21 protein-coding genes are annotated in these 20,748 nt (G+C 71.3%); 11 read left to right on the forward strand and 10 right to left on the reverse strand.

Going from position 1 to position 20,748, the window contains the following annotated elements; genetic code table 11:
• Positions 1–94: 94 nt before the first annotated feature.
• From ACIRP7_RS30280 to ACIRP7_RS30290, 3 genes are all read left to right on the forward strand, one after another.
• A complete protein-coding gene (locus ACIRP7_RS30280; RefSeq protein ID WP_403665655.1) occupies positions 95–1,306 on the forward strand; it encodes an epoxide hydrolase family protein in 1,212 nt (403 codons plus the stop codon).
• 122 nt (positions 1,307–1,428) lie between these two features.
• Positions 1,429–2,052, forward strand: a complete 624-nt coding sequence (locus tag ACIRP7_RS30285; RefSeq protein WP_352385966.1) for an ATP-dependent Clp protease proteolytic subunit — start codon at positions 1,429–1,431, stop codon at positions 2,050–2,052.
• 1 nt (position 2,053) lies between these two features.
• A complete protein-coding gene (locus tag ACIRP7_RS30290; protein ID WP_352385968.1) occupies positions 2,054–2,656 on the forward strand; it encodes an ATP-dependent Clp protease proteolytic subunit in 603 nt (200 codons plus the stop codon).
• A gap of 18 nt (positions 2,657–2,674) precedes the next feature.
• Here the strand turns inward: ACIRP7_RS30290 and ACIRP7_RS30295 are convergent, their stop codons facing one another.
• Positions 2,675–3,112, reverse strand: a complete 438-nt coding sequence (locus tag ACIRP7_RS30295; RefSeq protein WP_403665658.1) for a helix-turn-helix domain-containing protein — start codon at positions 3,110–3,112, stop codon at positions 2,675–2,677.
• An 88-nt stretch (positions 3,113–3,200) separates the two neighbouring features.
• On the opposite strand from ACIRP7_RS30295, the gene ACIRP7_RS30300 reads away from it, so the two are divergent.
• Positions 3,201–3,980, forward strand: a complete 780-nt coding sequence (locus tag ACIRP7_RS30300; protein ID WP_403665962.1) for a class I SAM-dependent methyltransferase — start codon at positions 3,201–3,203, stop codon at positions 3,978–3,980.
• 218 nt (positions 3,981–4,198) lie between these two features.
• Positions 4,199–5,095 (forward strand): RNA polymerase sigma factor SigF, encoded by an 897-nt coding sequence (locus tag ACIRP7_RS30305; protein WP_403665660.1) that lies wholly within the window; start codon positions 4,199–4,201, stop codon positions 5,093–5,095.
• Positions 5,096–5,167: 72 nt separating this feature from the next.
• Here ACIRP7_RS30305 and ACIRP7_RS30310 read toward each other — a convergent pair whose 3' ends face one another.
• Together ACIRP7_RS30310 and ACIRP7_RS30315 are read right to left on the reverse strand one after the other, a co-directional pair.
• Positions 5,168–5,626 carry an ATP-binding protein gene (locus ACIRP7_RS30310; RefSeq protein ID WP_403665662.1) on the reverse strand — a complete coding sequence of 153 codons (459 nt, stop codon included), beginning with the start codon at positions 5,624–5,626 and terminating at the stop codon, positions 5,168–5,170.
• Between the two features lie 87 nt (positions 5,627–5,713).
• On the reverse strand, positions 5,714–6,952 hold the full coding sequence (locus ACIRP7_RS30315) for a DUF6777 domain-containing protein (protein ID WP_403665664.1): 1,239 nt from the start codon (positions 6,950–6,952) through the stop codon (positions 5,714–5,716).
• A 169-nt stretch (positions 6,953–7,121) separates the two neighbouring features.
• Here ACIRP7_RS30315 and ACIRP7_RS30320 point away from each other — a divergent pair, with 169 nt between their 5' ends.
• Complete coding sequence (locus ACIRP7_RS30320; RefSeq protein WP_403665666.1) at positions 7,122–8,375, forward strand: streptophobe family protein; 1,254 nt, start codon at positions 7,122–7,124, stop codon at positions 8,373–8,375.
• Here the strand turns inward: ACIRP7_RS30320 and ACIRP7_RS30325 are convergent, their stop codons facing one another.
• Genes ACIRP7_RS30325 through ACIRP7_RS30340 form a run of 4 tightly spaced genes read right to left on the reverse strand, consistent with a single transcriptional unit; the run spans position 8,376 to position 12,683 of the window.
• Positions 8,376–9,353: a serine/threonine-protein kinase gene (locus tag ACIRP7_RS30325; protein WP_403665668.1), complete on the reverse strand. Its 978-nt coding sequence runs from the start codon at positions 9,351–9,353 to the stop codon at positions 8,376–8,378. It abuts the gene before it with no gap.
• Positions 9,343–9,876, reverse strand: coding sequence for a hypothetical protein (locus ACIRP7_RS30330; RefSeq protein ID WP_403665670.1), 534 nt, complete (start codon positions 9,874–9,876; stop codon positions 9,343–9,345). Before ACIRP7_RS30330 ends, ACIRP7_RS30325 begins: the two co-directional genes overlap by 11 nt.
• Before the next feature lie 7 nt (positions 9,877–9,883).
• Positions 9,884–12,217, reverse strand: a complete 2,334-nt coding sequence (locus tag ACIRP7_RS30335) for an FHA domain-containing protein (protein ID WP_403665672.1) — start codon at positions 12,215–12,217, stop codon at positions 9,884–9,886.
• Between the two features lie 55 nt (positions 12,218–12,272).
• Positions 12,273–12,683 (reverse strand): hypothetical protein, encoded by a 411-nt coding sequence (locus ACIRP7_RS30340; protein ID WP_403665674.1) that lies wholly within the window; start codon positions 12,681–12,683, stop codon positions 12,273–12,275.
• A gap of 333 nt (positions 12,684–13,016) precedes the next feature.
• Here ACIRP7_RS30340 and ACIRP7_RS30345 point away from each other — a divergent pair, with 333 nt between their 5' ends.
• The gene (locus ACIRP7_RS30345; protein ID WP_403665676.1) at positions 13,017–13,400 is read left to right on the forward strand and encodes a nuclear transport factor 2 family protein; all 384 of its coding nucleotides are present in this window, start codon (positions 13,017–13,019) and stop codon (positions 13,398–13,400) included.
• A 66-nt stretch (positions 13,401–13,466) separates the two neighbouring features.
• Here ACIRP7_RS30345 and mgrA read toward each other — a convergent pair whose 3' ends face one another.
• On the reverse strand, positions 13,467–14,462 hold the full coding sequence (gene mgrA / locus ACIRP7_RS30350) for an L-glyceraldehyde 3-phosphate reductase (protein ID WP_403665678.1): 996 nt from the start codon (positions 14,460–14,462) through the stop codon (positions 13,467–13,469).
• Positions 14,463–14,585: 123 nt separating this feature from the next.
• On the opposite strand from mgrA, the gene ACIRP7_RS30355 reads away from it, so the two are divergent.
• The 3 genes from ACIRP7_RS30355 (at position 14,586) to ACIRP7_RS30365 (ending at position 17,678) form a co-directional block, all read left to right on the forward strand.
• On the forward strand, positions 14,586–15,533 hold the full coding sequence (locus ACIRP7_RS30355) for a LysR family transcriptional regulator (protein ID WP_403665680.1): 948 nt from the start codon (positions 14,586–14,588) through the stop codon (positions 15,531–15,533).
• A gap of 66 nt (positions 15,534–15,599) precedes the next feature.
• Positions 15,600–17,114, forward strand: a complete 1,515-nt coding sequence (locus tag ACIRP7_RS30360; RefSeq protein WP_403665682.1) for a carotenoid oxygenase family protein — start codon at positions 15,600–15,602, stop codon at positions 17,112–17,114.
• A 54-nt stretch (positions 17,115–17,168) separates the two neighbouring features.
• Positions 17,169–17,678: a DinB family protein gene (locus tag ACIRP7_RS30365; protein WP_403665684.1), complete on the forward strand. Its 510-nt coding sequence runs from the start codon at positions 17,169–17,171 to the stop codon at positions 17,676–17,678.
• On the opposite strand, the gene ACIRP7_RS30370 is transcribed toward ACIRP7_RS30365, so the two are convergent.
• Positions 17,666–18,739, reverse strand: a complete 1,074-nt coding sequence (locus ACIRP7_RS30370) for an adenosine deaminase (RefSeq protein ID WP_403665686.1) — start codon at positions 18,737–18,739, stop codon at positions 17,666–17,668. The two genes, ACIRP7_RS30365 and ACIRP7_RS30370, sit on opposite strands and share 13 nt — an antisense overlap.
• 34 nt (positions 18,740–18,773) lie before the next feature.
• Entirely contained in the window at positions 18,774–19,166 is a 393-nt protein-coding gene (locus tag ACIRP7_RS30375; protein WP_403665688.1) for a VOC family protein, read from the reverse strand.
• A 176-nt stretch (positions 19,167–19,342) separates the two neighbouring features.
• Here ACIRP7_RS30375 and ACIRP7_RS30380 point away from each other — a divergent pair, with 176 nt between their 5' ends.
• Entirely contained in the window at positions 19,343–20,050 is a 708-nt protein-coding gene (locus tag ACIRP7_RS30380) for a dienelactone hydrolase family protein (RefSeq protein ID WP_403665690.1), read from the forward strand.
• Positions 20,051–20,748 lie beyond the last annotated feature (698 nt).

Here is a 20,748-nt window from a genome sequence, read left to right on the forward strand (position 1 = left end):
CATCTGTGTCGACCGATCCTCGCCGCGGAACTCATCGGTCGAACGGCGGATTAATCCAGGTGGCCGATACACCGGTGCGAACTAGCATCCGGGCATGACGTCTGCACCCACAGAGCACTCGGACCCGGTCCGGCCCTTCCGCCTCGACATTCCGCAGAGCGACCTCGACGACCTCCACGACCGGCTCGACCGCACCCGCTGGCCCGACGACCTCTCGGCCACGGGATGGGCGTACGGCGTCCCGGCGGCCTATCTGCGCGAACTCGCCCACCACTGGCGGCACTCCTACGACTGGCGGGCGGCCGAGGCACAGCTGAACGAGTGGCCCCAGTTCACGACCGTCATCGACGGCACGACCGTGCACTTCGCCCACATCCGCTCCCCCGAGCCGGACGCCACCCCGCTGATCATCACGCACGGCTGGCCGGGCTCGATCGTCGAGTTCCTGGACGTGGTGGGCCCGTTGACCGATCCGGCGGCCCACGGCGGCGACCGGGCGGACGCCTTCCACGTCGTCGTACCGAGCATCCCCGGGTTCGGGCTGTCCGGGCCGCCCGCGGACACCGGTTGGGAACCCGTCCGGATCGCGGGCGCCTGGGTCGAGCTCATGCGGCGCCTGGGCTACGACCGGTTCGGCGCCCAGGGCGGGGACTGGGGCGCGGCGATCTCCCGCGAGCTGGGCCGCGCCCACCCGGAGCGGGTCATCGGCGTCCACCTGAACTACCTGCCTGGTGCCGAGGCCGGCCAGGAACCGACGGCCGAGGAGCTGGCCGGGCTCGCCCCCGAGGAACGGGAGCGCACGCTGGAGTCGTGGCGCCGCTCGAAGACCTGGTCGCGGGAGGGCACCGGTTACGCGATCATCCAGGCCTCCCGGCCGCAGACCCTGGCCTACGCGCTCGCCGACTCGCCGGTCGGCCAGCTCGCCTGGATCGTGGAGAAGTTCCAGGCGTGGACGGACTCGGTCGAGCTGCCCGAGGAGGCCGTGGACCGGGACCGGCTGCTGACCAACGTGATGCTGTACTGGCTGACCGGGACCGCCGGTTCGGCCGCACGCATCTACTACGAGCGCACGCACGCCACGGGCGACCGGGCGTCGCGGCTCCGCGAGCCGACGACCGTCCCGACGGCCGTCGCAGTCTTCCCGGCCGAGATCCAGATCCCGCTGCGGCGCAAGGGGGAGCTCATCGAGAACGTCGTGCGCTGGACCGAGTTCGACCGGGGCGGTCACTTCGCGGCGATGGAGGAGCCGGACCTGCTGGTGGACGACGTGCGGGCGTTCTTCCGGCACCTGCGCGAGACGGGCTGAGCACACCCCCGGGCCCGCGCTCTGCCGGTGGCGAATCTGCCACCGGCAGAGAAAACGCCGCGGGCCGTCCTGCGAGGTCGACAGTGGAGCCGACGGCATCCCTACGACCACGAGGACAGCCCATGACTTCCCCCCGGGCCGAGGACGGCGACACCCCTCCCACCCGCTTCGACGACCAACTGGCCGCCCAGCTCCTCGCCCAGCGCATCGTCCTGCTGGGCACCCAGGTCGACGAGGTCTCCGCCAACCGGATCTGCTCCCAGCTGCTGGTCCTGTCCGCGGAGGACCCGCGCACCGACATCAGCCTGTACATCAACAGTCCGGGCGGCTCCGTGTACGCGGGCCTCGCCATCTACGACACGATGCGGCTGATTCCCAACGACGTGTCGACGCTCGCCATGGGTTTCGCGGCGAGCATGGGCCAGTTCCTGCTCTGCGGCGGCACGCCCGGCAAGCGGTACGCCCTGCCCAACGCGCGGATCATGATGCACCAGGGGTCCGCGGGCATCGGCGGGACCACCGCCGACATCCTGATCCAGGCGGAGAACCTGGATCACAGCAAACAGACCATGGAGCGGCTCCTCGCCGAGAACACGGGCCAGACACCGGAGACGATCGCACGCGACGGCGACCGCGACCGCTGGTTCACGGCCGAGGAGGCCAAGGAGTACGGCATGGTGGACCGGGTCCTGGAGTCCCTCGCGGACGTCCGCCCGGCCGCCTCGAAGCGACGGATGGGGCTGTGACATGGCGAACTACACGATTCCGTACGTCGTCGAGCGGACCGCGCAGGGCGAGCGGTCCTCCGACGTGTTCAGCCGCCTGCTCTCCGAGCGGATCATCTTCCTCGGCACCGAGATCGACGACGGGGTGGCCAACGTCGTGATCGCACAGCTGCTGCATCTGGAGTCGGCGGCGCCGGAGAACGAGATCTCGATCTACATCAACTCCCCCGGCGGATCGTTCACCTCGCTGATGGCGATCTACGACACGATGACCTACGTGCAGGCCCCGATCTCGACGCTCTGCGTGGGACAGGCGGCGTCCACCGCGGCCGTCCTGCTGGCCGGCGGGGACCCCGGGCGGCGGCTCGTGCTGGAGCACGCGCGCGTACTGCTCGGCCAGCCCGCCTCCGGCGGCAGCCGCGGCGCCATCTCCGATCTCGCCCTGCAGGCCAAGGAGATGGTCCGCATCCGCTCCCAGGTCGAGGAGGTGCTGGCCCGGCACACCCACCACGACATCGCGACCCTGCGCGCGGACATGGACCGCGACAAGGTGTTCACCGCACAGGAGGCCGTGGAGTACGGGCTGGCCGACGAGGTGGTGAGCCGGCGCCTCGTGACGGTCTGAGACACCGGCTCCGCCGCCTCAGGCCGCCAGGCACATCCCGTTGTACGGCGATCCCGGCACCGCGCGGCGGCTGCGCGCCGAGTGCCGGGTGAGCTCCCCCTGGGCCAGGGAGAGCAGATCACCGAGGCCGAGTCCGAGGGCTTGGGCGGCGGCCGCGAGGACCTCCGAGGAGGCCTCCTTGCGGCCGCGCTCGACTTCGGAGAGGTAGGGCATCGAGATCCGGGCCGCGTCGGCCACGTCCTTGAGCGTGCGCTCCTGGGCGAGGCGCTCGCGGCGCAGGACGTCTCCGACGAGGTCACGCCACAGGGGTTCCCTGGATTCCCTGGTCTCCCTGGCGGCGGGATCCCGCGGCGGTGTGGTGGCGGGGCGTTCGGACACTGGGCGGACGGACCCCGGGCGCGCGGACTGCGGGCGCAGCGGGATCACGCGGGCTTGGTTCGGCGCTTCGTTGCTCACCGGCTCAGCCTAAATTCCCTGGCCGCCAGGGGAAGGGTCCGGCATTCTGCCCTGGGTGGAATCGACGACGGGAAGGGCGCGGGTCCCGGTGCTGCGCGAGACGTTCAACGACGCGGCGGAGCTGTACGACAAGGCGCGTCCGAGCTATCCGCCCGCTCTGGTCGGGGAGTTGGCACGGTCGACGAGCCTCGGCCGACGGAGCCGTGTACTGGAGATCGGCCCAGGTACGGGTCAGCTGACCCGTGCCCTGGCCGGGTTCGGGTGTCACATCACGGCCGTGGAGCTGGGCGACGCGCTGGCCGCGGTGGCCAGGCGGCGGCTGGCGGGATTCCCGCGGGTCGATGTGCGAACCGCAGAGTTCGAGCGGTGGCCGCTTCCGGAGGAGCCCTTCGACCTGGTCGCCTGCGCCACCGCCTTCCACTGGATCGACCCGGCCGTCCGGGTGGAGAAGGCGGCGGACGCGCTGCGCGCCGGGGGACATCTCGCTGTCGTGGTCACCCACCATGTGGCGGGCGGCACGACCGAGTTCTTCGGCCGGGCCCAGGAGTGCTACGAACGCTGGGATCCGGCCACACCGCCCGGGCTGCGGCTCCGGCCGTCGTCCGAGATCCTCTCGGCGACGGAGGACTTCGAGGCCTGTCCGCGCTTTGGTGACGTCACGGTCACCCGCTTCGAACAGGACATCACCCACACCGCCGACGAGTACATCGACGTCCTCCTCACCTATTCGGGCCACCGTGCCCTCGACACCGCCCGCCGCGAGGGCCTGCTGGCCTGCATCCGGGAACTGATCGACACGCGGCACGGCGGCCGGGTCACCAAGCGCTACCTCCACGAACTGATCGTCGCGATCCGGGTCGCTCCCTGAGGAACGGCGATTTCACGCCACCGGTCGACTTGGGGGGCATGCGTCGTCACTCCCCGGGTAGGCGCAAGGCGAGAGAGCTGCGGGCTGATCGGTCGGCCGGTGGTCCGGGCACGCATACATTCTTGCGTTCCGGGTACACGGCAGGCCACACCTGCAGCACTCGAGACAACCCAGGCCGAAGAGGCAGACGTCGAGCCGTGACTTTCGTGGGAGAGGTAATGCATACCGCCGTCACCGCCGTGAATCGTTCGGAGGCACACGTCACCGAGCACGCCAGCGGGACCAGGACGGGTGGGACACCCCTGCCGGGAGTCGAGGAACCGCGCTCCGTCGCCCCTCGGGACGCGCGCGAGCTGTCCCGCCAGTTCTTCCAGCGCCTGACCGAGCTCGAGGAGGGCACGCACGAGTACCAGTACGCGCGCAACACCCTCATTGAGATGAACATGTCGCTCGTGCGCTTCGCGGCCGGAAGGTTCCGGGGCCGTGGCGACGACATGGAGGACGTCGTCCAGACCGGCATGATCGGTCTGATCAAGGCGATCGACCGGTTCGAGATCTCCCGCGAGGTCGAGTTCACGTCGTTCGCGCTCCCTTACATCGTCGGCGAGATCAAGCGCTTCTTCCGTGACACCACCTGGGCGGTGCACGTCCCGCGGCGCCTTCAGGAGCTGCGCGTCGAGCTGGCCAAGGCGCGTGAGGAACTCGGCAGCCGGCTGGACCGCGATCCGACGGTGGCCGAACTCGCCACCCTGATGAACATCTCCGAGAACGAGGTGATCGAGGCGCAGATCGCCTCGAACGGCTACAACTCCTCGTCCCTGGACGCCGCCCTGACCGGCGACGGCCCCGAGGGCGGCGAAGCCGTGCTCGCCGACTTCATCGGCGTGGAGGAGGACGGGCTGCGGCTCGTCGAGGACTTCCAGTCACTCGCCCCGCTGATGGCCGAGCTCAGCGACCGCGACCGGCAGATCATCCACATGCGGTTCGTGGAGGAGGCCACGCAGTCGGAGATCGGTGAGCGCCTCGGCTGCTCGCAGATGCACGTGTCCCGGCTGATCAAGCGGATCATCACGCGGCTGCGCGTGGGCATGCTCGGGGAGCTGGGCTGCGCCTGACCCACACGGACAGCGAAAAAAGCGGGTGCCGTCTTTGGACGGCACCCGCTGTACGTACGTGAGGCGGGCCGCTCACCCCTTGGCACCGAAGCCCAGGACGGCCCTCACCCGCTTGCCCACCGGTACGCGTTCCGCCGCGACCTCCCGTGCCAGGACGTGCACGATCTCCAGACCGTGCCGGCCGACACGCTGGGGATCCCGCGGGAACCTGCGGGGCAGGGCTTCGCTGCTGTCGTAGACCGTGACGGTGACCGTGGCGTCGGTGCCCTCCAGCTCGAGGATGTACGGCCCGTTGCTGTGCCGGTCGGCGTTGGTGACGAGTTCGCTCACCACGAGGAGCACCTCGTCCTCGGCACGGTTGCCGATGTCGGCACACCACTCGGTTCTCAGTCTGTCCAGGAAGTCCGCGGCGAACGACCGCGCATCGGCGATACTTCCCGGTTCCCCCGTGTAGTGCGCTGCCCGCCGCAGGGGTTCCACGGGCACGTCGAAACCAGTCGGTATCACTGCCCCGTCCAGATGATCGATCATGCGTTTCTCTCTCGGAAGCCGGACTGGCCGGACGCTGCTGCACCAGTCCTCGTACCCCGAGTCGCCCGCCGCAGTCCAGGTGATACGTCACACTGCCGGGGACAGCGTGGCACTGGACAGGGGCGCGGACTGTGTCGTCTCCGGCGTGGTGGAGGAGGTGAGGGGCGCCGGTGGTGCCGAGGACTCGGGTACGAGGGGCTCACGCGAGGTTTCACTGCTGGGCGGCTGTGACGTGGGCGGGCTCGTGGCCGGGGAGGACGGGGCGACCAGGGCCGGCGGGCACGGGCGGTGCGAGCCGGAGGGCGTCGGTGCCCCGCTGGACGTGGAGACGCAGGGCGACGGGGAGGCCGGGGACGTCGATGTGCCGGGTGCCGTCGGCGGGGACACGGTCACGGGCGGGGAGGGCCTGGCCGGCGGGTGGGTCTTGTGGTCCTTGCTCCCGGTGTCGCCGCGGTGCCGGGCGACCCAGTCGTGGTGGTCGGGGTCGTAGATCACGAAGATGTTGATGACCGTCGGCGAGGGCGCCACCACGACCACGTTCGAGGGGTGGTACGACGCCCAGGAGTCGCCGGTGGGCTTCGGCGTGCTCTGCTGGGCGACCGGCGGGGTCAGCGGGTTGCCGCAGGCACAGCGCGTGCGGGGCACTCCGCGGTCGTCGACGAGCACGGCGGTGCCGGCCTGGAGGACGGCCTGGTAGCTGGTGGCGGCGCCGTCACGGTAGCCGTGGTTGGTGACGCGGGTGTCCATGCGCAGCTGGACGGGTGTGAGCGAGCGCAGGAAGGCGGGGACCCCGGACGGCTGGACGCCGGCGACCGAGGCGAACACGCTGTTCTTCGCGGGGTCTGCCCCAAGGGCCTTGACCTGCTTCTCGATGTCGCAGCTGGAGACGTTGCGGGTGCCGCCGTAGAGGCCGGGAGCGGCGCCGTCCACGCCGCGCACGGCGTTCGCCGGCTCGGAGGAGGAGCCGGTCGGGGTGGCGGAGACCGGGGGCACCGTGCTGTCCTTCGCGGTCGACTCGGTGAAGGGGTCGGGGCCCGTCTTGGCGGCGGCCTGGAGGAAGACCTCGCCGTTGCCGCCGGCCGCGGTGGAGCCGCCGCCGGAGCGGGTGAAGACGAGCGCGAGGACCACGGCGACGACGACCGCGGTGGCGATGATCGCGACCCGGGGTGCCGACCGCCACCAGGGGCGGCGGGGTTCGGGCGAGGGTGCTCCGCCGCTGCTGCCCGGGGGCTGCGAGGGCGGGCCCGAAGGCGGCTGCGAGGGGCCCGACAGCGGGCCCGAGGGCGGGCCGGTGGGGCGGCCCGACGTAGGCGGTTCGACGCTCACGAGTTCTTCTTCCCGACGCGGGACTCCTGCGGCGCGATCCGATTGCCCCGATTCAGCCGCACTTTTCCGCGACATATCCATTGTTTGCTCGGGCCCCGTGCCGCCCGCAAGCGGACGCGGACGGACCTCCCGGCAGGCGAGCCGTCTCCGTGCTGCTTAGCGTGGCAGGATGAACCCGCGAACCCCCTCCGACCAGGCGGTCGTCGCTCGCCACGGCTGGGTGCAGGCCTTGGCCACGGTTCTGGTCGCGCTGATCTCCATGGGGGTGGTGGCCGCGCTGGGTCTGTGGGCGGCGGGAGCTTTTGACCTTCCGGACGGCGCGTTCCCCCGGGTCGTCGCGGCGAGTGTCGTCACGGCCGTCGGCGGCACGGTCGAGCTGTCGGGAAGCGCGGGAGGGCTCGCCGACAGCAAGGCCGGGCTCACCGTGATCCCTCTCTCCGTCACCCTGGCCGGTGCGCTGGCGCTCGGCGCGGGTTTCCTGCGGCCGCTGCGGCACCGGGCCGTCGCCGGCGGCCGGGAACTCGCCGGTTGGGCGGGCCGGATCGCCGTCCTGTGGCTGTTCGCGCTCCTCGCCCTGGCCTATGCGGCCCGCCAGACGTTCACGCTCTCCCTCGGCGACGACACGCTGGGTGACCTGGGCGATGTCTTCGGCGTCTCCCCCGAGGTCGGCTTCACGACGGACGTACCGCAGACCCTGGTGTTCGGTCTGCTGTGGATGGCCGGCGTCCTGGTGCTGGCCCTGCTGGTCTCGCGCCGGGCTCCCCTGCCGGGGCGACTGCTGCGCCTCCAGGAGTCGGTGCGACCCGCGGCGCACGCCATGGTCGTGCTCCTCCTCGCCCACGTCGTCCTCGGGATCCTCGTCGCGCTGGTCGTCGCCGTGACGCGCGGCCATGCGCCCGAGACGCTGGCGGTGGTCCTGCTGGGCATGCCGAACCTGGTCTGGCTCGCCCTGACCATCGGTCTCGGTGCCACCTGGAACGGCCGGGTCGAGGGCCCCTTCGGCCTGCCCATGCCGCACGTCCTGGACGAGGTTCTGCGCTCCAAGGACACCGCCACGCTCAATCTGCGCACCCTCGCCGAGCACGACAGCCGCGTGTGGTGGCTGGTGGTCGTCGAAGCGGTCCTGCTGCTCTCGGTCGCGTTCCTGATGGCGGCCCGCTCCCCCGCCCGCGTCCGCGCCTGGCAGCACGCGGTGCACCTGGCGGTCGCCCTCGCCCTGACGGTCCTCATCATCTGCCTCATGGGCCGGATCTCCGCCCACTACGGCCTGTCGGTCCTCGGTATCGGCGACCTCGGCGGCGGTCTGAGCGGTCAGCTGTTCCTCACCCCCGAGCTGTGGCCGGCGGTGGGCCTCGGCGCACTGTGGGGCCTGGTCACCGGTTTCCTCGGCGCGCTGCCGGCCCGGTGGGTGCGACGGGCCTGACTACCGCCCTCGGACCACCGGCTCCGCCCAGTGCGGCGGCGGCTTCGGGCGGGTGTCCTCCGGTTCTACGGCCCTCAGGGCCACCTCCGTCGGCGGGTGACTCCCCGTCGCGGTGGAGCGGAGGGCCGCGACGAAGTCGAGGCAGGAGTCGTGGCGGTCGTCGGGGGTCTTGGCGAGGGCCTTGGCGAACACCGCGTCGAGCGGTGCGGGCAGGCCGGGGCGGGACTCGGAGAGCGGGGGCGGGGCGTCGTACTGGTGGGCCCACAGCAGGGCCATGTCGTCGTCACGGCGGAAGGGCGGGTGGCCGGTGAGGGTCTCGTAGACCACGCACGCGAAACCGTAGACGTCGCAGCGGCCGTCGACCGGGCGGCCGGAGATCTGCTCGGGGGCCACGTAGTCGAGGGTGCCGACGAACTGGCCGACCGTCGTGAACCCGGTCAGCGACAGGGACTTCTTCGTGAGGCCGAAGTCGGTGAGATAGACGTGCTCGGGATGGTCGCTGTCGGTGCCCCGGGAGACCAGGATGTTGCCGGGTTTCACGTCCCGGTGGACCAGTCCGTGCTCGTGGGCCGCGTCGAGCGCGGAGGCCACCTGGGCGGCGATCCGCAGCGCGGTCGGGAGCGGCAACGGCCCTTGTCGGTCCAGGAGATGGCGCAGATCGCTGCCGGCGACGTACCGCATGGCGATGTAAAGCACGCCGTCCGTCTCGCCCGCCTCGAAGACGGGGACGATGTGCGGGTGGTCGATCGCGGCGGCCACCCGGGACTCGTGGCTGAAGCGCTTGCGGAAGGTGTCGTTGCGGGCGAGTTCCGGGGCCAGCAGTTTCAGCGCCACCGTGCGGTCCAGGCGCAGGTCCCGGGCCCGGTAGACGACGGCCATGCCGCCCCGGCCGATCTCCTGCTCGATGCGGTAGCTCGCGACCTGCCGTCCGACCAGTTCGGAGGGGCTGCCGGAGAAGAGGCTGGTCTCATGGGCCATCGCGCGTCACGACCTGGGTCGGGGCGTGTCCGCCGGCCTGTGGCCCGTCATCGGTGGCGTAGGTGTTCAGCCGGGTCCCGTCCGCGTAGACCCAGCGTCCGTGCTGGGCGTCGTAGAGCCACATGTGTTCGCCGTCGACGACGACCCCGATCCGCAGTCCCCTGGTGCGGCCGCGGAAGGCCTCCCCGTCGAGGCCGCCGCGGGCCAGCTCCTCGACGGCGGCCCGGTAGCGGGCGAGGGTCTCGTCGGCGCGGGCCAGCAGGGGGCGAGGGTCGGCGGCGCGGGTGAGGGGGCTTTCGGGGGCGGGCGGGTCCTGGGGAACGGCGACCAGGTGGCGGCCGTCGACCCAGGCCGACCAGTCGTTGGCGCACAGGACGTATGCCCAGTCGCCGCGCCGCTCCACGAGCTGGACGGGCAGGAGCGGGTCGAGGGGCACGGTGGGGCGGGCTGGGTCGGGGGCCTCCCAGGCGGGCATGCCGTACCCGGGGACGACATGGGTGGGCCGGAAGCCGGGGGTCGTCATCGGCGGCCTACTTCCGCATGACCACGGGTTCGTGCCGGCGCAGCAGCCGGGAGACGACGTATCCGAAGAGCGCGGACAGGACGAGGAGCATGGCGATGTTGAGGAGCCATACGCCCGCCGAGTGCTTGAAGAGGGGGTCGCCGGTGAGGTCGCCCGGCACGATCCGGGCGAGGCCGATGGTGCCGGCCATCGCGCCGAGCGCCCAGCGCGAGGGCACCAGCCAGGACAGCTGTTCCAGGCCTGGCACGCCGTCGAGCTGCAGCAGGGCCCCGCAGAAGACGACCTGGACGATGGCGAGCAGCACGAGCAGTGGCATGGTCACCTCCTCCTTGCGCACCAGCGCGGACACGAGCAGACCGAGCATCATCGCCGTGAACGCCAGCAGGGCGACCGCGATGGTGATCTCGGCAAGGGGCGGCATCACCACGCCTTCGCCGCCGGGCGCGCTGAGGTCGACGCCGAGGAGGGCGACCAGGGTCAGGACCACCGCCTGGACGACGGTGATCGCGCCCAGTACGACGACCTTGGACATCAGGTACGCCGATCTGGACAGGCCGACGGCTCGTTCGCGCTGGTAGATGACCCGCTCCTTCACCAGTTCGCGCACGGCGTTCGCGGCGCCGGTGAGCACGCCGCCGACGCACAGGATGAGCAGGGCGTTCATCGCGGTGTCGCGGGTGAGCCGGCTGCCCGCGAGGGCCCGGGCCATGGCGCCCATGACGAAGGGCAGCGCGATCATGATGGCGAGGAAGGTGCGGTCGGCGCCGAGGGCGGCGGTGTAACGGCGGATCAGGGTGCCGAGCTGGGCGCCACGGCTGCGGGGCCGCGGCGGGGGCGCGATGATGACCGGCTCGGAGCGGGGCATCCGGGGCTGTGCGGTGGCCTCGGCGACGTACTGGTGCTGGAAGGCCGAGGAGCGGAAGTCGCCCGCCCAGTCGCGGTCCTCGTCGCGTTCGAAGGCTTCGAAGGCCTCGGGCCACTGGGTGAAGCCGAAGTAGGCGAGGGCGTCCTCGGGCGGACCGTAGTAGGCGATCCTGCCGCCGGGCGCGAGGACGAGGAGACGGTCGCAGACGTCGAGACTCAGGACGCTGTGGGTGACGACGATGACGGTGCGGCCGTCGTCGGCGAGGCCGCGCAGCATGTGCATCACCGAGCGGTCCATGCCGGGGTCCAGGCCCGAGGTGGGCTCGTCGAGGAAGAGCAGTGACGGCTTGGTCAGCAGCTCCAGGGCCACGCTGACCCGCTTGCGCTGTCCGCCGGAGAGGCTGTGCACGGGCTGCCGGGCGCGCTGTTCCAGGCCGAGCTCGCGGATGACCTCGTCGACGCGTTCGCGGCGTTCGGCCTTCGCGGTGTCCTGCGGGAAGCGCAGCTCGGCGGCGTAGGTCAGGGCGCTGCGGACGGTGAGCTGGGCGTGCAGTATGTCGTCCTGCGGGACCAGGCCGATGCGCTGGCGCAGTTCGGCGTAGTCGCGGTAGAGGTCGCGGCCGTCGTACAGGACGGTGCCGTGGTCGGCGGGGCGCTGGCCGGTGAGGGCGTTCAGGAGCGTGGACTTCCCGGCGCCGCTCGGGCCGACGACGGCGAGCAGGCACTTCTCGCCCACCGGGAAGGACACATGGTCGAGCAGGGTCTTGCGGCCGTGGTCGACGGCGACCGTGAGGTCCTGGACGTCGAGGGAGACGTCGCCGGTGTCGACGTACTCCTGGAGTGTGTCGCCGACCAGGCAGAACGCCGAGTGGCCGATGCCGACGATGTCCCCGGGCCCGAGGGGGGCGCTCGTGACGGGGCGGCCGTTGAGATAGGTGCCGTTGTGACTGCCGCGGTCGACGATCTCGTACGTGGCGTCGGGCAGGGCGCGCAGCTCGGCGTGGTGGCGGGAGACGACCAGGTCGTCGACGACGAGGTCGTTGTCGTCGGCGCGGCCGATACGGACCGTGCGGGTGGGCAGCGGGCGTACGGCGGTGGGATGCCGGAAGGTGCCGGTGAGGCCGGGCATGGAGACGGCCGAGGGGCGCTCGGGGGTGGGCAGGCCCAGCAGGACCGCGCAGGGGCCGTCGGAGGGGCTGCCGAAGCGGATCACGCTGCCGGGGCCGACGTCCCACTCACGGACGCGGCGGCCGTCGGCATAGGTGCCGTTGGTGCTGTGCTCGTCCTCGAGGGTCCAGTGGTCGGCCTCGGGTCGCAGGACCGCGTGGTGCCACGAGACCCGGGCATCGTCGATGACGATGTCACTCATGGGGTCGCGACCCACGCGGTAGTCATGGCCCGGGCTCATCACCGTGGAGCCGGTGTCGGTCTCCAGGACGAGTTCGGGCGCCGTCGGTGCGACCGGCCGCTCCGCCATGCCAGAATTCTACCGATTCACCCCTTTGGGCGCCTGGTGGCGCGGCCCGAGCGGCTCAGGCGACGGGAGTGAAGAGCATGGAGGCCATCCGGTGCATTCTCGCGGCGTCCACGGATTCGGCGAGCAGTTCGTACTCCGTGGTGTCGTCGCTCGCGGCGATCCGGACCAGCCGGCCGGCCGCCAACTCGTCGGCGACCAACTCCTGTTGGTACAGGTCTGCGCACCAGGCCCGCATCACGGCGGGCACGTCGAGCACGGTGTCGGCGACGGGGACGAGGGCGCCCGCCGGCAGGTACTCGGCCTCGGGCTGGGGGTCTAATCGGTCGGCGATCCACGAGGCCCGGTCGCGCAACCACCACAGGGCGAGGGCGAGGGTGGGCGCGCGGTAGGTTCCGAGGGGGACGCCGATGCGCCGCCCGTCGCAGATGCCGTACCCCGTGACGTGGCACAGGAATTCGTCGTGCACGATCCCACTCCCCCGCTTGCTCCGTTCGCCTGTCGGCAGGGCCTCGCTTTCCGTGCGGCTCATGTGCGGTACGCGGCTCTTGCTGCGGTGCGTGACGGGCGCTTCGCTCGATGTGAAGGCCCTGTCAGTCGAGTATGTTCACTACTGAAACACTGTCACCACGTCTTTTTGGCCAGTCTCCTGGCATATTCCCCCCTCCTCCTGGCCGAAATCTGACGGGTACACCTTCAAACGTCATGACCCGGGAAGTAATCGACGGTGCCGCGCACCGCGGGCAGGGTTGTCCCAACAGGTCCCACCAGCACAGACGACCTCGATGGAGGCTGATTTCCCATGCCCACGACCATGGAACGCTACGAGAATGCCGTCGCCCGCTACTTCGAAGCCTGGAACGCACGTGAGCCGGAGACGCGCGCGAAGGCCGTCGCGGCCGCCTGGACGGTGGGCGGCGGTTACACCGACCCCCTCGCCGACGTGGTCGGGCACGACCGGATCAGCGCCGTGATCGCGGCGGCGCACGAGCAGTTCCCGGGGTTCACCTTCCACATCACCGGCCCCGTCGAGGGGCACCACGACACCGTCCGGTTCTCCTGGGAGCTGGTGAGCACTGCCGACGGCTCGGCACCCGTCGCCGGCTCCGACGTCATCACGCTGACCGGGGACGGCCGGATCAGGACCGTGTACGGATTCCTGGACCGGGTGCCGGCGGGAGCGTAAAAGGCCCCGGCGTAACGCCGGGGCCCGGCCCCTCTCACCTGCCCGCGGTCATGGCGGGCGTGTCGGTCACGCCTTGATGATCGCGTCGATCCTCGCCAGTTCGTCCGTGTCGAAGTCCAGGTTGGCGATCGTGCCCACGCTGTCCTCGATCTGCTTCGGGCTGCTAGCGCCGACGAGGGCGGAGGTGACGCGGCTGCCGCGCAGGACCCAGGCCAGGGCCAGCTGGGCGAGGGTCTGGCCGCGGCCCTTGGCGATGTCGTTGAGTTCGCGCAGCTGCTGGACCAGGTCCTCGGTGAGCGCGTCGGAGTTCAGGAAGGGGCTGTCGCTCGCGGCCCGGGAGTCCTCGGGGATGCCGTCGAGGTAGCGGCCGGTGAGCAGTCCCTGCTCCAGCGGGGAGAAGACGATCGAGCCGACCTGGAGCTCGTCCAGCGCGTCCAGCAGGCCGCCGTCCTCGGGGCGGCGGTCCAGCATCGAGTAGCGCGGCTGGTGGATGAGGAGCGGGGTGCCCAGCTCGCCGAGGATGCGCGCGGCCTCGCGGGTCTGCTCGGCCGAGTAGTTCGAGATGCCGACGTAGAGCGCCTTGCCCTGCTGGACCGCGGTGTGCAGGGCGCCCATCGTCTCCTCCAGGGGAGTCTCCGGGTCGGGGCGGTGCGAGTAGAAGATGTCGACGTAGTCCAGGCCCATCCGGGTCAGGCTCTGGTCCAGCGACGACAGCAGGTACTTGCGGGAGCCCCACTCGCCGTACGGGCCGGGCCACATCAGATAGCCGGCCTTGGTCGAGACGATCAGCTCGTCGCGGTAGGACGCGAGGTCGGCCTTGAGGGCCTCGCCGAACGCGGACTCGGCGGCGCCGGGCGGCGGACCGTAATTGTTGGCGAGGTCGAAGTGGGTGACGCCGAGGTCGAAGGCGCGGCGCAGGATGGCCCGCTGCGTCTCCACGGTGCGGTCCGCCGGGCCGAAGTTGTGCCACAGGCCGAGCGAGATCGCGGGAAGCTTCAGACCGCTGCGTCCGGTGCGCCGGTAGGGCATCTCCGCGTAGCGGTCGGGGTGTGCGGTGTACAACGCGACTCCAGGGGGTTGGCACGGTGGACCAGGGTCTTGAACCTTGTGTCCACTCTTTCGCGACCTGGGGGCATTGGTCCAACAGAAGAATCCGATGGAATTCAGCGGATAGGCTTCTCAATCATGGAACTGCGCCATCTCCAGCATTTCGTGGCGGTCGCCGAGGACCAGCACTTCACCCGGGCCGCCGAACGCCTCCTGGTGTCCCAGTCGGGGCTGTCCGCGTCCATCCGGGCGCTGGAGCGGGAACTGCAGACCCCGCTGTTCGTGCGGACCACCCGCCGGGTCACGCTCACCCCGGCCGGGCGGGCCCTGCTCGGCGAGGCCGAGCGGATCCTCGCACAGGTGCGCTCCGCCCACGAGGCGGTGGCCGCGGTGCAGGGGGTGCTGCGCGGGATGCTCGCGATCGGGTCCGAGCAGTGCATCGCCGGGCTGCACGTGGCGGGGCTGCTCGCCGCGTTCCGGCGGCAGCATCCGGATGTCGAGATCTGTCTGCGCCAGGCGGGGTCGGCCGCGCTCGCGGAGGAGGTGGCGGCCGGGCGCCTCGACCTGGCATTCGCCGTGCGGGCGGCGCAGCAGGACACCGACCAGTTGCGTGTCGTACCACTGTCGAGCGAGCCCATGACCGTGCTGTGCCATCCCAGCCACCGGCTCGCGGCCGTCGGCGCGGCCGTGACACCGGAGGATCTGGACGGCGAGGTCTTCGTCGACTTCCATCCGGACTGGGGGCCGCGCCGCACCACCGACGCCGCCTTCACCGACGCGGGAGTGCGCCGCAACGTCGCCCTGGAGGTCAACGATGTGCACAGCCTCCTGGACCTGGTGGACGAGAACCTCGGCGTGGCCGTCGTACCGCGGCACTTCCGGCACAAACGGGAGTCGCTGACCGCGCTCCCGGTCAAGGGCACCGGCGAGACCGAGTACGAGACGGTCGCGCTGCTGCCGCCCGCCCAGGCCACCAGCCCGGCGGCCCGGGCCCTGATGGCCCTGCTGGAAACAGGGGGCCTGGAAAGAGGGGGCACGGAAAAAGGGGGCTTGGGTACACCCCCGGACGGGGCCCAACCCTCGTGACCTGATCCGTCCCGCGCACCAGACTCGTGACCGTTCCCGAGACAACCACGGTCAGGAGCAGGGAAGATGACGGACCCTAAGACGACGGACCCCACGCGACGGAACGTACTGCGCGGCGCGGCGGCGATCACGGCGGCCGGAGCGCTCGTCGGCACCGGAGCGGGCGCGTCGCCCGCCGCCGCGGCAGCCCGGACAGCGCGCCGCTTCCCCTTCCTGGAGGGCGCGTTCGCACCCGTCACCGAGGAACTGACGGCCTTCGACCTGCCGGTCACCGGTCGCATCCCGCGCGAGCTGAACGGTCGCTATCTGCGCAACGGCCCCAACGCGCTGGGAATCGAGGACCCGCGCGCCCACCACTGGATGCTCGGCGAGGGCATGGTGCACGGTGTCCGGCTGCGCGAGGGCCGCGCCGAGTGGTACCGCAACCGCTGGGTGCGCTCCTCCCAGGTGGCGAAGAAGCTCGGCGAGCCCTACCCGGGCCCGGTGCCGCCGGACGACTTCCCGGCCAACACCCATGTGATCCCCTACCGCGGACGGATCCTCGCGCTCCAGGAGAGCGGACCGTTGCCGTACGAGCTCGACGAGGAGCTGAACACCGTCGGCACGTACGACTTCCGGGGCACCCTGGAGGGCGCGTTCACCGCACACACCAAGTTCGACGCGCACGCCGGTGAGCTGCACGCGATCGCCTACTACCCGACCTGGGACCACGTGCGGCACCTGGTCGTCGATCCGGGTGGCCGCGTCTCGCGCAGTACGAGGATCCCGGTGGCGGACGCGCCGATGATCCATGACTTCGCGCTCACCGAGAACCACGTGGTGATCCTCGACATGCCGGTCACCTTCGACCCGGCGGGCGCCGAGCGCGGCGACATCGTGCCGTACGTCTGGAACGACCGGCATCCGGCACGGGTCGGCGTGCTGCCCCGCAAGGGAGGTGCGGTCCGCTGGTTCGAGGTCGACCCGGTGTACTACTCGCACACCCTCAACGCGTACGAGGAGGGCCCGAACCTGGTCATCGACATGACCAACTTCGACGCGCCCTTCCTCGTGGCGGGCAACGGCTCGGGAGGGCCGTACGGGGCGGGCACCCCCCGGCTGGACCGGTGGACGGTCGACCTGCGTCAGGGGCGGGTACGGACCCGGACCCTCGACGACCGTCCTCAGGAATTCCCGCGCGTCAACGAGGCGTTGGTGTCCCGCCGGCACCGCTACGGCTACTCGGCCGCCTCCGCGGAGATGGCGGTGGCCTATCAGGCGGTCGGCGGCAACCCGCCTCCGGACCGCGCGTTCAGCAACGCGCTCATCAAGCACGACCTGCTGAGGGGCACCTCCCAGGTGCACCGGCTGCCCCGGGGAGCGGCGGCGAGCGAGGCCGTGTTCGTACCGTCCGACCCCTGTGACGGGAGGGCCGCCGAGGACGACGGCTACGCCGTCGCATATGTGCACAATCCCGATCGCGGGGCCTCGGACCTGGTGATTCTCGCGGCGCAGGACTTCACGGGTGAGCCGGTGGCCCGGATCCATCTGCCGGGGCGGGTGCCGCTGGGCTTCCACGGGAGCTGGATTCCCGACGCGTGACACCGGAGCGGAATTCCGCCGCGTGACGCGGCATGATGCGCGATGGTGGATGTCATGCATGCAAAGGACATCCTCATCGACGGCTACAGCCGCATCCAGGAAGAAGTCCACGCCGTCGTCGAGGGCCTGGGCCCCGACGACCTCAACCACCGTCCCGGTCCCGACGCCAATTCCGTCGCCTGGCTGGTCTGGCACCTCACCCGCGTCCAGGACGACCACGTGGCCGGCGCCCTCGACCTCGACCAGGTGTGGCTGGCACAGGACTGGGAGAAGCGCTTCGGCCTCGACCTGAAGCCGCGTGACATCGGCTACGGCCACACCTCCGCGCAGGTCGCCAAGGTGCGGGTCGACTCCGCGGACCTGCTGACCGGTTACTACGACGCCGTGCACGCCCAGAGTCTCGAAGCCCTGCGCGGGCTGACGGACGAGGATCTGGACCGGGTCGTCGACGAGAACTGGGATCCGCCGGTCACCCTGGGGGTGCGGCTGATCAGCGTCCTGTCCGACGATCTCCAGCACGTCGGACAGGCCGCCTATCTGCGGGGGCTGCTTCAGAGCGCGTAGCCCGGCAGGACGACGTCCTCGATGAGGGCCCTGCGCTCGTCGAACGGGATGAAGGCGCTCTTGAGGGCGTTCACCGTGACCGTGCGCAGGTCCTCGACCGTCCAGCCCGCGTGCTCGACCAGCAGGGACATCTCGCGGGTCATCGTCGTCCCCGACACCAGCCGGTTGTCGGTGTTCAGGGTGACCCGGAAGCCCAGGTCCTTCAGAGCCGTGATCGGGTGCTCGGCGATCGAGGTGGCCGCGCCGGTCTGGAGGTTGGAGGTCGGGCACATCTCCAGGGCGATCCGGCGGTCCCGGACCCAGCCCGCGAGCCGGCCGAGCTTGCCGGCCGCGAGGTCGGGGATGTCCTCGGTGATCCGCACGCCGTGGCCGAGACGCTGGGCGCCGCACACCTGCACGGCCTGGTGGATGCTGGGCAGGCCGTGGGCCTCACCGGCGTGGATGGTGAACGGCACGTTCTCGCGGCGCAGGTGCTCGAAGGCCGCGAGGTGGTCGGCGGCCGGGAAGCCGTCCTCGGCGCCCGCGATGTCGAAGCCGACGACACCGGCGTCCCGGAAGGCCACGGCCAGGTCGGCGGCCTCGCGCACCCGGTCGAACATCCGCATGCCGCACAGCAGGGTGCCGACCCGCACCGGGGTGCCCGCGGCGGCGGCCTTCGCCATACCGGCGGCCAGGCCCTCCTGGACGGTCTCCACGACCTCGGCCATGGCCAGCCCGCCGCGGGTGTTCAGCTCGGGGGCGTAGCGCACCTCGCCGTACACGACCCCGTCGGCGGCGAGGTCGAGGACGTACTCCTCGGCCGTGCGCAGCAGGCCCTCGCGGGTCTGCATGACGGCGAGGGTGTGCTCGAAGGTGGCTATGTAGCGCACCAGGTCACCGGAGTTGGCGGCCTCGAAGTACCAGGCGGCGAGTTCGTCCGGGTCGGTGGTGGGTAGGGTGTGGCCGACCTCCGCCGCGAGCTCCACCACGGTGGCGGGGCGCAGGCCGCCGTCGAGGTGGTCGTGCAGGACGGCCTTGGGGAGGCGGCGGATCAGGTCGGCGTCTACGCGCGTAGCGGTCATGGCGGGGTCTTTCCTCGAACAGGGTGGCGGAGGTTCAGTCGGCGGGCTGGAGCAGGTCCCAGCGGTTTCCGTACAGGTCCTGGAAGACGGCGACCGAGCCGTAGGGCTCGTGCCGGGGCTCCTCCAGGAAGGTCACACCCGCGGCCAGCATGCGGGCGTGGTCGCGGGTGAAGTCGTCGGTGTGCAGGAAGAATCCGACGCGCCCGCCGGTCTGGTCCCCCACCCGGCCCTGCTGTGCCTCGTCCTTGGCGCGGGCGAGCAGCAGGTCGGTACCGCCTTCGCGTTCGTCCGGGCGTACGACGACCCAGCGGGAGCCGTCGGGGCGGGGGGTGTCCTCGACGAGCCGGAAGCCGAGGGCTTCGGTGTAGAAGCGGACCGCCTCGTCGTAGTCGTCGACGACGAGGGTGACCAGGGCGACGCGTCTCATCGGAACCTCTCGGGAGGGGTGGCTGACGGGAGACGTTATACGTAAAACCTGAGGGGCGCCAGTCCCGTTCGCCAGGGCTGCCGTGGGCGGCCGTGCGGTGCGTGACAGGCTGGTGATCACCGCCGGGGCCACGGCTCCGGCGTCCCCACCGGACAGCTGCACAGGAGTCGAGCACCATGGCCGAACTGCCCAAGTCGACCGGAGCACCCGCCCACCAGAACGTCACGTTCCCGAGCGGCGGCACCACCGCGCACGGCTGTCTGGCGCTGCCGCCGTCCGGGAGCGGGCCGGGCGTCATCGTCATCCAGGAGTGGTGGGGTCTGACCGACCACGTCGCCGACGTCGCCGACCGGCTGGCCGCGGAGGGCTTCGTCGCGCTCGCTCCCGACCTGTACGGCGGCAATGTCGCCCACGACAGCGAGGAGGCCCTGCGGATGATGCAGGCGCTGCCGGTCTCGCGGGGCGTGGAGCTGCTGTCCGGCGCGGTCGGCCACCTGCTGTCGTTGGATGAGGTCACCTCGGACACCGTCGGCGCGGTCGGCTTCTGCATGGGCGGCGGATTCGTCCTGTACCTGGCGGCGGCCGACCCCCGGGTGAGCGCCGCGGTGCCGTTCTACGGGGTGATCCAGGGCGAGCTGCCCGACTTCTCGGGCCTGAAGGCGCAGATCCTGGGCCACTACGGGGAACTCGACCAGACCATCCCGGCAGAAAGCCTGGAGGCCCTGCGCGAGGCCGTCCACGAGCAGTCCGGGATCACCCCGGACCTGCGCCTCTACCCGGCGAACCACGCCTTCTTCAACGACGGCGGCCAAACGTACGACGCCGAGTCCGCCACCCGCGCCTGGGAGAGCACGGTGCCCTTCCTGCACGAGCGGCTGGGTTAGGGCCTGCGGCTCGGTTCCCACTGAGGTGAGCGGGGTCAGGCCCGTCGGGCCGAGCGGTGGCGGGGCCGTGCGGCGCGGCGGGGTCTGGCTGCGCCTCGTATCACGCTGACGGTGCGCCAGGTCCGGCACGCCCGGCCGAGCGGTGGCGGGGCCGTGCCACGCGGCGAGGTCTGGCTGCGCCTCGGATCACGCTGACGGTGAGTGTGGGTCGGGTACATCCTGCCGAGCGGAGGCGGGAACGTGCCGCGCGGCTGAGTGGGGGCCTGTCTCTTGGCTCAGGCCGACCGCTAGCGGGGCCCGGCACATCCCGCCGAGCGGTGGCGGGGCCGTGCCGCGCAGCTGAGTTGAGGCTGCCCCCGATCGAGCAGGCGGTGAGCGGGGTCCGGCAGATCCGGCCGGGCGCTGCCGGCCGTGCCGTCGGCCGCTGCACGTTGGACGACGCCGACGGATGAAGCTGCGCCCCCCTTGGAGCACGCGCCCTAACCGGCATCGGGCATGGCGATCGTCGAGGTCGGGCCACCCGAGCGGGGCCCTGCCGTCGCCCCCGCGCGGCAGGCAACGACGGCCGGTGGGACTACGGCCCCATGGAGACGCGATATCCCGGGCGCCGGGCAGGCGGCCGTACGGCGCCGGGCCGCCCGAGCGGGGCCCTGCCGTCGCCCCCGCGCGGCAGGCAACGACGGCCGGTGGGACTACGG

It is taken from the genome of Streptomyces sp. NPDC102270 (genome assembly GCF_044766405.1).
GTDB lineage: Bacteria > Actinomycetota > Actinomycetes > Streptomycetales > Streptomycetaceae > Streptomyces.